Raw genomic sequence first — 13570 nt, 5'->3', positions numbered from 1 at the left:
GATATGAGGCTTCAATTGATGAAAATAACAGGATTTACTCTACTTGAAACAATGCTTGCATTAGCTTTGCTTTTAGGATTATTGCTTTTAGGTTCATGGTCATTTTTTTCACTAATCCAAAACAATGAGAGAGAATCATTAGTTAATAGCATAAAAACAGCCATTCAATACTCCAAAATACAGGCTATTCATTTGGGGCATCCGATTTATCTTCTTCCTTTTGGTTCTAATGAAAATTGGTCTAGGGGAATGATGCTCGCTAAACTTAATCGAAAATCCAATAAAACCGAGCTTATTTACCAATGGCAATGGAGTTCTAATTCCTGGAATATTAATTGGAAAGGCGTAGATTCAAACCATAGAATTATTATATCCAATATTCCGAATCGTGCGATGAGCAATGGTAAATTTATTTTGAATAATAGACGAACCAATGAAAAAGTTGTGGTTACTTTAAATAGGCTTGGCAGAGCTAGGGTGGGGTAATTAACGCAAAATCAAAATAAAATAATTTTGTTTTTATCTTAAATTATAAGCAATGGTTGTTCATAAAGAGGTAATTCTGTAATATCTTATGAATTTTTTTTCCAAATTATTTATGTATGTCTATTAATTATCAATCCCTGCTGATTGCCGATACGAAAGGACCAGGATTACTCAAAGATTGGTTAGAATACCAAGGTTCCTTAACAGATAAACTAAAAGCAATGACCGGTAATGCGGAGCTGGAACGTTTATCTCAGAACTGGTCTATCCCAAATTGGTGGGATAAGTATGTTCTGTGTATACAGGACAAAAGCATTCTTCAACGTGAAATTGTTATGAAAAATCAAGGGATTGTCTATTGGTATGCGCGATCGGTTATTCCACAATCGTGTTATGCCCTTAAGCCAGAATTTTTCAACCGTTTGGAAAATGAATCAATACGAAATCTCATTTTTGATGAAAGTAGTGTGAGGCGGTTACCAATACTTTGTTATCCTGTAAATCAATTAAATCTTGAGTTTCATTGGGTTAAAAAATACATTGGCTCTGAATACTCTCAGATGTGGGTCAGGTTTACGGAGCTAGTATTTCAGGAAAAGAGTTCTTTTTATTTGGCTGAAATCTTGTTACCGGAGTTGGAAAGTTTATTATGATTCCCTGGAATGCCTATGTCAGATTATTACGCTTAAATAAACCAATAGGAATTTTATTACTTTGGTATCCCACCGCATGGGCACTTTGGATGGCAAATCAGGGCTTTCCTTCTATTGATTTGCTTATGATTTTTTTATTAGGTACAGTATTCATGCGTTCCGCAGGTTGTGTTATTAACGATATTGCTGACAGACATATTGATAGGCATGTAGCCCGAACCCAATTTCGTCCCTTGACTTCTGGAGAGGTCAGCTTGTCTGAGGCATTTATTTTATTGTTTATATTACTTTTTGCCTCATTGCTTTTATTATTAAAACTTCCAATCAATTGTTTTTATTTTGCGGTTATTTCCGTGCTAATTACTTTTGTATACCCATTTTGTAAACGATTTTTGAATGCACCACAACTGATATTAGGTTTGGCTTTTTCCATGGGTATTCCTATGGCATTTATTGCCTCAGGGAAAAATTTAAATAGCGATTTTATTGTATTGTTTTTAATTAATTTTACCTGGATTATCGCTTATGACACGATGTATGCGATGACTGACAAAGCCGATGATTTAAAAATAGGAGTCAAATCAACTGCAATATATTTTGCAAGTTATGATAGATTAATTATTGCCTTGTTACTGGTTTTTCTGCATTCTTTATGGTTGGTATGGGCAATAAATAAAAATGCAGAATGGTTTTTTTATTTGTTATGGTGTAATGCTGCTGGAATATTGACTTATCAACTAAAATTAATTTATGCAAGAAAACCTAAAAATTGTTTTAAAGCATTTTTAGTGAGTGGTTATTATGGATTAGTAATGTGGTTTGCGGTTGGATTAGCATTGATTTAAATAATCTGTCCTCTCAACCCTAATAGAAAATTTGTTGTTTCAAGAGATTATGGGTGTAGGAAAGTTCCTTCATAAGACAGGCTTTAGAAGAAAAAATCCAACACCAACCCATATTTTGGAGCAGGCAGGCTAATTAATATACATCGCTCCCATTATCAGCTACAACTCGAGTGTGTCTTCCATAAATTACCAGAATTTTTTGCTTGTTCTTTAATTTCAAGTCTTCTGCTTGTACCACTGAAATAATGGTGCCAGAGTTTAACTTGATGACATATTCGACACCATGTGTTCTATTATAACCACCATCTATCAAATTAGAGTCAGCACTACCTTTTACATGCAGATTGGCATCAGCGTTTTGACGATGTAAATTAACTGGTCGTTTCGAAATAATCACACCCGGAATAACCTTTTTTATTTTGCCTATCTCATTTGCATCATATTCGCCGGGAGGAAGTTCATTGCTACAACTTACAAGTAGCAAACCCAAAAGTAATGATGAAATGGATTTTAATATGATTTTAGTCTTCATGATAATTTAAACTCCAATGCTAATTAATTCACTATGACTAGTTATTCTAACTGAGATTCTCAAAATTATTAATTAATTTTTATTCACTTCCAATACAATGGTGGCAATTAAACAGGTTTTCAGGATCATAATGGTGTTTAATTTGTAATAACTTCTCATAATTGGATCCCCATAAAGCTCTTTGCCAATTTTTTAAATTGTAATCGGCCTCATTTCCATAAGTGCCCGAATCAGGATTCAGATCAGATATTAGCTTCATTGCTTTTTTTGCTTGCTTAGCTGAAAACCGTGCTTTATCTAAATCAGGTTTGTGCCCAGGCAACTTGGGAAAGACATTTTGTTGCCCCCCAATTATTGTTATCAAGGCTGCTGCATCCAATACGGAAGGGTTCATTGATGTTTTTCTTTGTCTCTCGATTGCTTGCTGAGACGCCCCTGCCAAGCCTTTGTTAAAATGCAAAGACAGTTTGGTCAGTCGAGATGCTTCAAACAAAGCGTTAGATAGTTTATTCGAAAATTTTTCTTGAAAGAGGGTATAGGGTAAATAACCGGATTGGTAGTGAGTTAAATAGATAGAAACTTCTGACTGATTACCAGCCCACCAAAACTCTGGATAAGGGATATTTTTTCGCTTATCAAATACAATATGATCAGGTAGATTTTTGCTTAAATAATCATAATCCCAGAATTTTCTTGCAGGCAGTACCAGGCTTTTTATTGTAAATTGATAACGTTCAGGTTTTTGGGATAACCAAGTTTTTAATGGTTGCCATAATCTATCAACCTGAGTTTTGCTTATCCCTTGAAAAACCAATGCCAACTCCATTTTGTTATCAGGGCCTAATATGACTTGTTCCCCCCAATGTTCATTATGAAGTCTTTCCCTGTAAAAAATAATAAAATAGTCTATGAGACTCTTAAAATCCTGCTCTGTTTTTGCTGTAATACTTCCTGTTAATGCTCCAAATATTGCTGGCAATTCATGCGTTTCCAATGTGATTTTACTTACAATACCATAAGTTCCGCCGCCACCTCCTTTCAATGCCCAATATAAATCCTGGTTTTGGCATTCATTGGCAATCAAAATTGAACCATCAGCAATAATTACTTCTGCTTCTAAAATTCCCCCTGCACCGGTTCCATATTTTTTAGAAAAACTCCCAAATCCCCCGCCTTGAATAAATCCCCCGGCAACTCCAACGGAAGTACAACCTCCGCCCTGAACATAGCGCCCCTGGTTTACAGTAACCTCTTTATAAGCCTCTATCCATCTGGTACCCGCTTCAGCAGTTACCGCAGGAACACCCTTATGATTTGCAGAACAACCATTTGGGACGAAATGTTTCTGGAATTGTATTTCTCGCATGTGATGTGTCCAAATCAACAAAGAATCAGGAGCATTGGATCTTCCAAGATAGTCATGACCAGTGCCTTTGACAACTAGTTTGATATGATGTTTTCTAGCAAATTTTACTGCATGAGCAATTTCCTGCGGTGTTTTTGCTGCAACTATGTATGGGCTTATTTCTGAATCCCATGCATCAAACCAGCCGGTGGACTGGGTTGCGGTAGGTTGTGTTTCCAAATAAAAGGGATTTTTTATTTCCTCCAGGGTATTTTTACAACCATTGCTTTTAGGATCTTCAATGCAAGGTGACAGATAGTTCCTGGCTTTTATTAAATGGCCATTTATTTTTTTGTTTAGTTGCTCCCATTCTTTGGGGGTTGGCCAGCATGGTTGGTTAGGGAGGCAATAAGATGATTTATTGTTGTTTACTGGCGCTTTTGCGTGGGAGAATGCTATTAAAAAGGTAACAATAAAGCAGCTAAATAGTATTATCCATAATTTCATTGCAAGCCCTCTCCCTGTTTGCATGCTGACATATTAACACATAGATTGTGCGTTCATGACAATAATTTCTCAAGCAGAGTACTGGCTCCAATACGAAACCAATCCTTATGAATCGCTTTGCCCATAAGTAATTCAGCCAGTTGAGCATATTGTTGAGCCTGGAGAGGCGTTTTAATCCCTCCTGAAACCTTAATTCCACAAGAGGATGCATAAGTTGAATCCATAACAGCACTGACTATAGCAAATACTGCTGCCAGAGTCGCACCCTGGGGGGTTTTTCCAGTCGAAGTTTTGAGAAACCGCCCACCAAGAGCAATGATTTCTGAGCTAAGCTGATAAATGCTTTCCATATCTGGAAAAAGGCCAGTTTCTAAAATTATTTTCAAGGTAAGTTGATATTTTTTGCAGGTTTGAATAACGACATCACAATGATTTAGCGCTTTTTGCTTATTTCCTCTTAAGTAATACTGATAGGGTAGTACATAATCTATTTCATCAGCACCCAGTTGAATGGCATTATCTATCTCTGCCAAGGAAACCAGCAAATCATCATTCCCAAGAGGAAAATTGATAACAGTTGCTAATTTAATTTTGGAGTTAGGCTTAAAAACATGAAGATGTTTGGGTAGTACGCAAATAGCTGCAACATCATTTTGACAGGCTCGGCTCTGTAATTGATGCAATGCTTCAAGAGAAGCATCCGCCTCTAGCAGAGTCAAATCAATGCAATGCATCAATTGAGCATTCGAAATAGATATAATATCCTGGTTTGACAGGAGCTTGTCCAAGACATCATTAAAATGCTTATCCAAACTCACGATAATTCCAAAATATACTGTTTAATCAAAGTATTAAGTTTTTCAGCGGCACTGGAAGCCATTTTGACAACGGATTCATGGCTATGACTGGTTTTTGCAAGTCCAGTTGCATAATTTGTTATGGTTGCAATGACAGCGACACGCAAGCCACAATGATTGGCGACTAAAACTTCAGGTACAGTTGACATACCCACTGCATCAGCTCCCAGCAATTTAAAGGCACGAATTTCAGCAGCTGTTTCATAGTTTGGTCCCAAGACAGAGATATAAACTCCTTGGTGTAGTTTAATCGAATGTCTTTGAGCAATATCCAATAATGCATTACGCATGGTAATGTCATAAGCATTATCTAAAGGATAAAACCTGGGTCCAAACTCATCATCATTTGGACCAACCAGAGGATTTCCGGGTTGAAAATTGATGTGATCGGTAATTAGCATTAATTCACCCGGTCCAACTTCTTCTTTAAGTGAACCAGAAGCATTTGTTGCTATAAAATACTGGCAACCTAATAGCTTTAAAGTTCTTACATAGGTTTTTACTGCTTCATGATTTTCCATGCTTTCGTAATTATGGGCTCTGCCTTGTAAGCAAATAACCGCAGTAGATCCATAATATCCTAAAATTAATTTTCCTCCATGCCCCTGTACTGTAGTTCTGGGAAATCCTGGGAGTTTTTCGTATTCAATAGCAACTGTATCTTCTAACTCTTCGGCAAATTGTCCTAACCCTGAGCCTAATACTACACCCACTTTTGGTTTAAATGATGGACATGTTTTTTGAATATATTCTGCTGCTAAATGTGGGTAACTGATAGTGGATACTGAAGTCATCATAAAATCGTCCGATTAAGGGTTAAAATCAAAAGCCAAGGGTAGTAATTCATTAATTGTAATACTATGAAATATTGTTTCTTTATTACAGAGATGTACCATGGTATCAGAGGATGAAAACTCATGAATTCTTTGTCGGCATGCGCCACAAGGAGAGCATAGCAAATTGTTTGCAGCTAATACCACAATGCTTTTAATTTTTCGCTCACCTGCGGTAACCATATTACAAATCGCTGAAACTTCAGCACAGGTTGTTAGCCCATAAGAAATATTTTCTACATTCACTCCTGTATAAAAATTATTTTTATCAGTGCATATACAAGCAGCTACTGAAAATTTGGAATAGGGGGCATAAGCGTTGACTAGTGCCTTATGCGCTTCGCTAATCATGTTCGAAGTTAATTTATCCATTGTCACACCCTCATCATTGGCGTGCAGAATATACTAAATTAATACTGTGGTTTACAAGTACGATAGGATAAATCCATTTGAAGATCTGGAGACGGTTCTTTCATTTTTACATCATGTGGCGTAAAGTGAAGTGGCCTGGTTCCATGATAAGGTTCTGGGGTAGGATTAGGCTTCAAAGTAATTTTTTTCCCCAAATCATTGCTCATTTGTTTGTAGCTTTCATCGATAGTGATATCAGGCTGAGGGTCACCAAATTTCGATTCGATCCAATATTCAAACGCTAATGCTCCTACCCCAATACATACAATACTTGTAACTATAAGTAAGGGTATAGTCATTACTGGAATAAAGAAAGCGATAGTAGTTGAGACTGCTGTAATGAATCCTATTAAACTTATGGATAAAGCATAAGACACATAGGCATTTTGACGGTCTTTGGAAAAATTTTCTTCATGGCTGAGTGGATTATTTAATTTGTTGTACTCACCAATTGTCCAAACAATATTACTGCCAAAGAACAGCCATGCTGAAAGAACAAGCATTATTGGGGAAAAGATTGCCATCATACTGATAGATGTTGCGACGAGCCCTAGAGCTGCGGCGTAAAGATATTGTTCTTTAAATTGAGCAAACTCATACCACTCTTGCATCTTTTTATCTTGGCCTGGATAAAAATGACTTGCAATAAACCACAAGCTATAGCCAACCAGGTAAAACAAAAGTGAAATCAGATTCAGAGTGGAAGAAACCACGGCAATGGGAAGGTATTTAATTTTTGAAATTACAAATCCAGATATAAAGAAATAATTACTTGCGTTATTTAATTTTGTATCATTGCTCACAAAATAGCATTCCATTTATTTTTTAGATTCATTTTACTTAAATCTATAGGTTTTATCCAGTAAATTGGGATTATGAACAAAATGTATAATTATTTGTATGTATGCGGAATTAAATAATAAAAATGCAAGTCAAAAATCAATTTTAGTCAATATAGAAATCCTATTTAACATCAGCAGGTAAAATGATACGAACAAGCAAACCACCTTGCTCTCTATTTTTAGCAATAATTTCTCCTTGGTGTAATGCTACAGCCCTGGCTGCAATTGCGAGTCCAAGCCCATAGCCACCGGTTTTTTTTGTTCTGGAGGTATCCACGCGATAGAAAGGATTAAATATTTTTTCCAGTTGATCTTCGGGAACCCCAGGTCCTTTATCATTAATATCAATATAAACTTGATCTTTATTTTCATTATAGCTTGATGAAATAAGGACCTTTTCATCTGGAGGAGAATAGTGTGATGCGTTACGAACAATATTTTCTATAGCTCTGTGTATTAGGCGTTGGTCAATATTTAATTCACAAGTTGTGATTATTCCAGCTTGTATTCTTATAGAATTGTGACTGAACTCATAATTGGCATCACTTATAACCTGTGCAAGTAAATCCGCGATATTTGTTTTGGATAAATGAAGTTCTGTTGTCGATTTTTCTAAACGAGCAAAATCGAGAATTTCACCTATCAAATCATTAAGTCTGGATGTTTCAATTTCCATGCGGGCAAATTCATTATCAGCCAAATGCTTGGTTTTCTTTTTCCCTAATTCTATGGCGATTTTAAGTCGAGCCAATGGAGAGCGTAATTCGTGGGAAATATCCTGTATTAATCGTTCTTTGGAATGAACAAGCGCTTCTAATTGCTCGGCCATTCGATCGAATTCATTACTTAATTCCGCAATCTCATCTTTACTATGACCTCTGAAGCGACCAACCCGGGTATTTAAATTTCCTTTAGCGATAGATTTTGCTGCCATGCCTAATGAGCGTAAAGGTTGAGTTAAATAACGTGAGAGTAAATAGCAAATAAGCCCGCTGATGAATATGGCCAGAGTTAAGCGTATTGTCAGTCCAGCCCATGGAATTTGCACAAAATAAGAGATTGGTTTTTCACTGACAGCTGCTAGCCGGTAATATTTTCCAGACGTTGATAGGATCTCATGGCTAACGACTAATTTCCCTGTTTTAAATATGCCATCACTTGGGAGTTCATCATTTATTAAATTTTCTGAAATTTTTTTTACAGCGTCAGGTGGCTTCTGTGCGCCAATGATTTCGCCAGTGCTAGTTAGTAAATACAGTGTCATATGACGAGAAAGGCCTATTTTATCAAGCCATTTCAAAAGTGCTGATTGTTGGCCTGACTCATAGGTTGCAACAGCTGCATTGGCATAGCTGTCCATGAACATTTCTTCTCGAGCTGGTTGTGATGATTTTTGTGCGATTTGGCTAGTAACCCATGCCGTAGTAAAAATAATTAAAATGGTGGCCAGCCAAAAAGAAACAAATATTTTCCAGTACAGGCTACGCATTAAACATGTACCCAAACCCGCGGACAGTTTTGACTAAAGGTTCCCCCTGGGGATTATCGCCTAATTTATTTCGCAAATTGCTGATGTGAACATCGATACTGCGGTCATAAGCAGTGTATTTTCTTCCCAGAGCATATTCGGTGAGTTCCTCTTTGGAAAATGCTTGTCCTGGTGATTTGATTAACATCTCCAAAATATTAAATTCCGCGTTAGTTAATTCAAGGAATTTTCCTGCCATAGTCACGTGGCGTTTGGAGCAATCCACAATGATATTATGTTGTTCAATAATTGGTTTAGGAGTTGGGATTTTTTGAGTGCGTCTTAAAATAGCACGCAGACGTGCCACTAACTCTCGTGGATTACAGGGTTTAGGTAAGTAATCATCTGCACCAATTTCTAACCCAACAATGCGATCGATATCATCACCGCGAGCAGTTAACATCAATACAGGTGTTTCCAAATGCTCTCTTATTGCTTTTAATACTTCAAAACCATTAAGCTTCGGCAGCATGACGTCGAGTATAATGGCATCAAATACCTGATTTAAAGCTTTTTTAACACCATTTTCTCCATCATGAACGCATACTACATTAAAGCCTTCTGGCTCTAAATATTGGGTTAATAAATCTGTGAGTTCTGTGTCATCATCAATAATGAGAATAGAGCTGCTCATGAATTACTTATCCTTCAACTGTAGAATTTAGTTTCTCGGGACTTCTTTTATCGAGACATTCTAATAACTTTATTCTTCTCGAATCGGCATTAAGAACTTTAAATTCAAAATCATCTATGATTATTACTTCGCCTCGTTGAGGTAAATAGCCGAATTTATTTAGTACTATGCCACCAATTGTATCATAGGTTTCGTCACTAAAATTAGCGTTGAGCTGTTCATTAAATTCTTCTATTGGAGTATGGGCTTTGATGATATAGCAGTGTCCTTCATGTGCTTTGATATAGGCATCTTCATCGATATCAAATTCATCTTCTATATCACCGATTATTTGTTCAATGATATCTTCAATGGTAACGAAACCTGACACCTCTCCATATTCATCAACAACAATAGCCATATGATTTCTATTACTTCGAAATTCACTAAGCAGACTATCAAGACGTCTACTTTCAGGTACAAAAGTTACCTGGCGACAGATGTCCAATAAATCAAATGATTCCATATTTTCTGGTTGATATTTTAACAAGTCTTTTGCGTGCAAAATGCCAACCACTTCATCAGAGTTTTCACTCGTTACAGGAAAACGTGAATGTCCCGTTTGAGTTACAATAGATATAATATGCTTAAAATCATCATCCTTATTAATGCAAACCATTTGATTTTTAGGCAGCATTATGTCTCTAACACGCATTTTTGAGAAAAGGATAGCTCCCTCAATCATTGCGAGGGTCTCTGAATTAATCAGGGAGCGTATTTGAGCGTCTCTTAATAAACTGACCAATTCTTCCTGATTTTGTGGCTCTCCTTGTAAGAACTGTTTTAAACGAGAAAACCACGACCCACCATCTTCCAATTTATTCAAGTTTATTTTCCTCGACTTCATATGGATTAGCATAACCTAATTCAGCTAGTAACTTAGCTTCGAGCATTTGCATAATAGAGGCTTCTTCATCTTTTATATGATCATAACCTAATAAATGTAACACTCCATGAATCAGGATTAAAGACCAATGAGCATGTAGCGATTTATTGAATTGATCACTTTCTGCAAGCAACACTTCAGGGCAAATAACAACGTCACCCAAAAGAGGACATTCCAGTTCAATGTTCGCTGGTAGTGAGCAAGGAAATGCAAGAACATTGGTTGGTTTGTTCTTCTTTCTATAGGTATGGTTAAGATAAGTCATTTCTTCAACATCAACCAGACGAACTGTTAGCTCAGCATCCTGTTTATGATCTCTTAGAGCTAGTGATGCCAGCTTGGTGATTTCATCTTCACTTAAGGGCAATAACTTCCCTGTAGCATTTTGTATGTCAATGTGATAGGTCATTTTTTAATCCTTTCCATCTCATTATCATAGCAATCTACGATTTTTGAAACCAAAGGATGTCTGACGACTTCACGACTGGTAAATGTATGAATGCTGATATCAGGAAAATGTCTGAATAACTGAATGGCATGCGCAAGGCCCGAGTCAATACCTTTAGGCAAGTCGACTTGAGTGATATCACCTGTGATGACTGTTTTAGAGCCAAAGCCCATGCGTGTCAAAAACATTTTCATTTGCATGATGGTGGTGTTTTGAGCCTCATCGAGAATAATAAAAGATTCATTTAAAGTTCTGCCTCTCATGAAAGCTAATGGGAGAATTTCAATGATATCTGTTTGAATCAGCTTTTGAGTTTCTTTAAAACCTATCATTTCATACAGTGCGTCATAGATAGGCCTTAAATAAGGTAAGACTTTTTCTACCAGATCGCCGGGAAGAAAACCGAGTTTTTCACCCGCTTCTACAGCAGGCCTCACAAAAATAAGTCTTTGTACTTCGCCTTTTTCAAAACATTCTATTGCTTTGGAAACAGCCAGGTAGGTTTTACCAGTCCCAGCCGGCCCTACGGCAAATGTAATATCATGAGTATTAATTGAATCCAGATATGCGGCTTGTTTGCTGTTACGTGCAGAAATTGATTTTCGTGATAATCTGATATGGTGAGTCATTGCTGTTTGATAATCCTCATTGATTAAGACTCGTAGAGTTTTGGTATCTATAGGTTCGCTAGTTAAAGGATACAATAATTTTAATACTTTTTTTATCTCTTCAAAATGGTCACCTGATTGGCCACATATTATCATGCTATGATTTTTGATCTTTATTGAAACCTTAAAGTGCTGTTCTAAAATTTTTAAGTTACTGTGCAAAACCCCACACAGGTTTGCGAGTTCCCTGGTATTAAGAGGTGGTAATTTGATTATTTCACTGTTTAATGTACTACTCAAAGTTTTTATTAAAGATTAATGACCATACTTAAAGAATAGTGCAAAAGTACTATGTTGTGCAAGTTGTTCAAAGAAAAGGATAGTTTAGTCTTTACAACATCATATTTTTACCTGGTTTTACTTATATAGAATTGGGTGTTTAGAATGGATCCCGTATAAAAAGCTTTGCTTTTTTACGGGATAACGTGCGTTTAGCGACATAAAAGTTATAAAAGCCTTTTATGTCGAACTCACGTTAATTATGCTATACTTCGATTTTTTTAAATTAGCTGCAATTTATGATCGATCTTCATTGTCATAGTTCTTTTTCAGACGGTGCACTGACTCCAGAAGAACTAATAAAAAGAGCGAGTACTTTACAAGTTCAATGCCTATCTCTTACTGATCATGATACTGTTGCAGGATATGACGCTTTATATGGTGCTGCAACCCATACAAATATTGAAATAGTTAAAGGGATAGAACTCAGTACTCGTTGGAAGAAGTATGACATCCATATACTTGGTTACCAAATTAACCACACAACAGAATTACAAGAGTTAATTGCTTATCAAAATAAAAGTCGAATAGAGCGTGCTGAGAAAATTGGAGAATCCTTGCATTCGGTTGGTATTGACAATGCTTATGAAAAAGCCTGTCTTTTGGGAGGCCACAAACGGGTGGGTCGACCCCATTTTGCCCAAGTACTGATTAATGAAGGGAAGGCAAAAGATATGAAGTCGGCTTTTAAAAATTACCTTGGGAGAGGCAAGTGCGCCTATATACCTACCTTATGGATTAGCATGCACGATGCGGTCAAAGGTATATCTCATTCTGGTGGACAGGCTGTAATTGCTCATCCACTTAAATATGGATTGACGCGTTCAAAATTGCGTGAGTTAATCACGGAGTTTAAAGAGGCTGGAGGTGTTGGCATGGAAGTCGTTTCTGGAGAAATGACAACTGTACAAATTCAAGAAATGGCCGGGATGTGTGAGCAATTTCATTTGCTCGCCTCATCAGGTTCAGATTACCATAGTGATGCTCAATCTCGTATAAATCTGGGGCGTCAGCGACAATTACCAATAATATGCACGCCTATTTGGCAAGAATGGAACATGAAACAGGGGACTTTATGAGTCAGTTTTTTGCTTTACATCCAGATAATCCTCAAGCACGCTTGTTGAGAAAAGCAGTTTCAATTATTGAAGAAGGGGGGCTTATCATTTACCCGACAGATTCTGGCTATGCTTTGGGCTGTAGTTTGGGTAATAAATCAGCCCTGGAGCGTATTCGCCGCTTACGTCAATTGGATAAGCATCATAATATGACCCTGGTTTGTCGTGACTTATCCCAGTTAGGTACTTATGCAAAGGTTTCTAATCCAATTTTTAGATTATTGAAGGCTTTTACTCCAGGCTCTTATACCTTTATTCTTAATGCTACACATGAAGTGCCTCGTTTGATGCTCCACCCAAAACGAAGAACATTGGGGTTAAGAGTACCTGATAACACGATTACTTTGTCTTTATTGGAGTGTCTGGAAGCCCCTTTAATGAGCACCACTTTAATTTTACCAGGGGCTAAAGCCCCATTAAGCGAGCCCGAAGCAATAAAAGATTTATTAGGCAACCAAATTGATTTAATAATTGATGGTGGAAATTGTGGCCATGAACCCACTACAGTAGTGGATTTAACTGGAGATTATCCGATAATTATAAGAGAGGGAAAAGGAGATCCTGAACCCTTTAAGTAATGGAATACAGTCGCGGTTTTGTTAGTATTTAGTGAAAGAGAATTTTATGTGCTCCTACCAGACTAGAGCTGACACCATTGA

General features: G+C 36.9%; 16 protein-coding genes. 5 read left to right on the top strand and 11 right to left on the bottom strand.

All coding sequences use genetic code 11. The features are described from left to right. Positions 1 to 3 precede the first annotated feature (3 nt). From OQI99_RS05430 to ubiA, 3 genes are all read left to right on the top strand, one after another. Positions 4 to 486, top strand: a complete 483-nt coding sequence (locus OQI99_RS05430) for a GspH/FimT family pseudopilin (protein WP_061514061.1) — start codon at positions 4 to 6, stop codon at positions 484 to 486. 116 nt (positions 487 to 602) lie between these two features. Next, the gene (locus tag OQI99_RS05425; protein ID WP_061514060.1) at positions 603 to 1139 is read left to right on the top strand and encodes a chorismate--pyruvate lyase family protein; all 537 of its coding nucleotides are present in this window, start codon (positions 603 to 605) and stop codon (positions 1137 to 1139) included. After that, positions 1136 to 1984 (top strand): 4-hydroxybenzoate octaprenyltransferase, encoded by an 849-nt coding sequence (ubiA, locus tag OQI99_RS05420; RefSeq protein WP_061514059.1) that lies wholly within the window; start codon positions 1136 to 1138, stop codon positions 1982 to 1984. The genes OQI99_RS05425 and ubiA overlap by 4 nt, the downstream gene beginning before the upstream one ends. A gap of 133 nt (positions 1985 to 2117) precedes the next feature. Here ubiA and OQI99_RS05415 read toward each other — a convergent pair whose 3' ends face one another. From OQI99_RS05415 to OQI99_RS05365, 11 genes are all read right to left on the bottom strand, one after another. Further along, a complete protein-coding gene (locus OQI99_RS05415) occupies positions 2118 to 2516 on the bottom strand; it encodes a hypothetical protein (protein WP_061514058.1) in 399 nt (132 codons plus the stop codon). 79 nt (positions 2517 to 2595) lie between these two features. Next, positions 2596 to 4368 (bottom strand): FAD-dependent oxidoreductase, encoded by a 1773-nt coding sequence (locus OQI99_RS05410; RefSeq protein ID WP_061514057.1) that lies wholly within the window; start codon positions 4366 to 4368, stop codon positions 2596 to 2598. Positions 4369 to 4421: 53 nt separating this feature from the next. After that, positions 4422 to 5186: a deoxyribose-phosphate aldolase gene (deoC, locus tag OQI99_RS05405; protein ID WP_061514056.1), complete on the bottom strand. Its 765-nt coding sequence runs from the start codon at positions 5184 to 5186 to the stop codon at positions 4422 to 4424. Beyond that, complete coding sequence (locus tag OQI99_RS05400; RefSeq protein WP_061514055.1) at positions 5183 to 6022, bottom strand: purine-nucleoside phosphorylase; 840 nt, start codon at positions 6020 to 6022, stop codon at positions 5183 to 5185. Before OQI99_RS05400 ends, deoC begins: the two co-directional genes overlap by 4 nt. A 12-nt stretch (positions 6023 to 6034) precedes the next feature. Next, on the bottom strand, positions 6035 to 6430 hold the full coding sequence (gene cdd, locus OQI99_RS05395) for a cytidine deaminase (protein ID WP_061514054.1): 396 nt from the start codon (positions 6428 to 6430) through the stop codon (positions 6035 to 6037). Between the two features lie 38 nt (positions 6431 to 6468). Next, positions 6469 to 7272, bottom strand: coding sequence for a hypothetical protein (locus OQI99_RS05390; protein WP_061514092.1), 804 nt, complete (start codon positions 7270 to 7272; stop codon positions 6469 to 6471). 160 nt (positions 7273 to 7432) lie between these two features. After that, on the bottom strand, positions 7433 to 8800 hold the full coding sequence (cpxA, locus tag OQI99_RS05385) for a two-component system sensor histidine kinase CpxA (RefSeq protein ID WP_061514053.1): 1368 nt from the start codon (positions 8798 to 8800) through the stop codon (positions 7433 to 7435). Then, positions 8793 to 9473, bottom strand: a complete 681-nt coding sequence (gene cpxR / locus OQI99_RS05380; RefSeq protein WP_061514052.1) for a two-component system response regulator CpxR — start codon at positions 9471 to 9473, stop codon at positions 8793 to 8795. Before cpxR ends, cpxA begins: the two co-directional genes overlap by 8 nt. 7 nt (positions 9474 to 9480) lie before the next feature. Continuing rightward, a complete protein-coding gene (locus OQI99_RS05375; RefSeq protein ID WP_061514051.1) occupies positions 9481 to 10371 on the bottom strand; it encodes an HlyC/CorC family transporter in 891 nt (296 codons plus the stop codon). After that, the gene (gene ybeY / locus OQI99_RS05370) at positions 10331 to 10807 is read right to left on the bottom strand and encodes an rRNA maturation RNase YbeY (protein ID WP_061514050.1); all 477 of its coding nucleotides are present in this window, start codon (positions 10805 to 10807) and stop codon (positions 10331 to 10333) included. The genes OQI99_RS05375 and ybeY overlap by 41 nt, the downstream gene beginning before the upstream one ends. After that, the gene (locus OQI99_RS05365; RefSeq protein WP_032829454.1) at positions 10804 to 11754 is read right to left on the bottom strand and encodes a PhoH family protein; all 951 of its coding nucleotides are present in this window, start codon (positions 11752 to 11754) and stop codon (positions 10804 to 10806) included. Before OQI99_RS05365 ends, ybeY begins: the two co-directional genes overlap by 4 nt. Before the next feature lie 278 nt (positions 11755 to 12032). Between OQI99_RS05365 and OQI99_RS05360 the strand changes: the two genes are divergently transcribed. Together OQI99_RS05360 and OQI99_RS05355 are read left to right on the top strand one after the other, a co-directional pair. Beyond that, positions 12033 to 12872, top strand: a complete 840-nt coding sequence (locus OQI99_RS05360) for a PHP domain-containing protein (protein WP_061514049.1) — start codon at positions 12033 to 12035, stop codon at positions 12870 to 12872. Then, positions 12869 to 13489: an L-threonylcarbamoyladenylate synthase gene (locus OQI99_RS05355; protein ID WP_061514048.1), complete on the top strand. Its 621-nt coding sequence runs from the start codon at positions 12869 to 12871 to the stop codon at positions 13487 to 13489. The genes OQI99_RS05360 and OQI99_RS05355 overlap by 4 nt, the downstream gene beginning before the upstream one ends. Positions 13490 to 13570 lie beyond the last annotated feature (81 nt).

It is taken from the genome of Legionella sp. PATHC039 (assembly GCF_026191275.1).
Classification (GTDB): domain Bacteria; phylum Pseudomonadota; class Gammaproteobacteria; order Legionellales; family Legionellaceae; genus Legionella; species Legionella pneumophila.
Note: the sequence above shows the minus strand (reverse complement) of the source record. Positions and strands in the feature narration are given on the sequence as shown.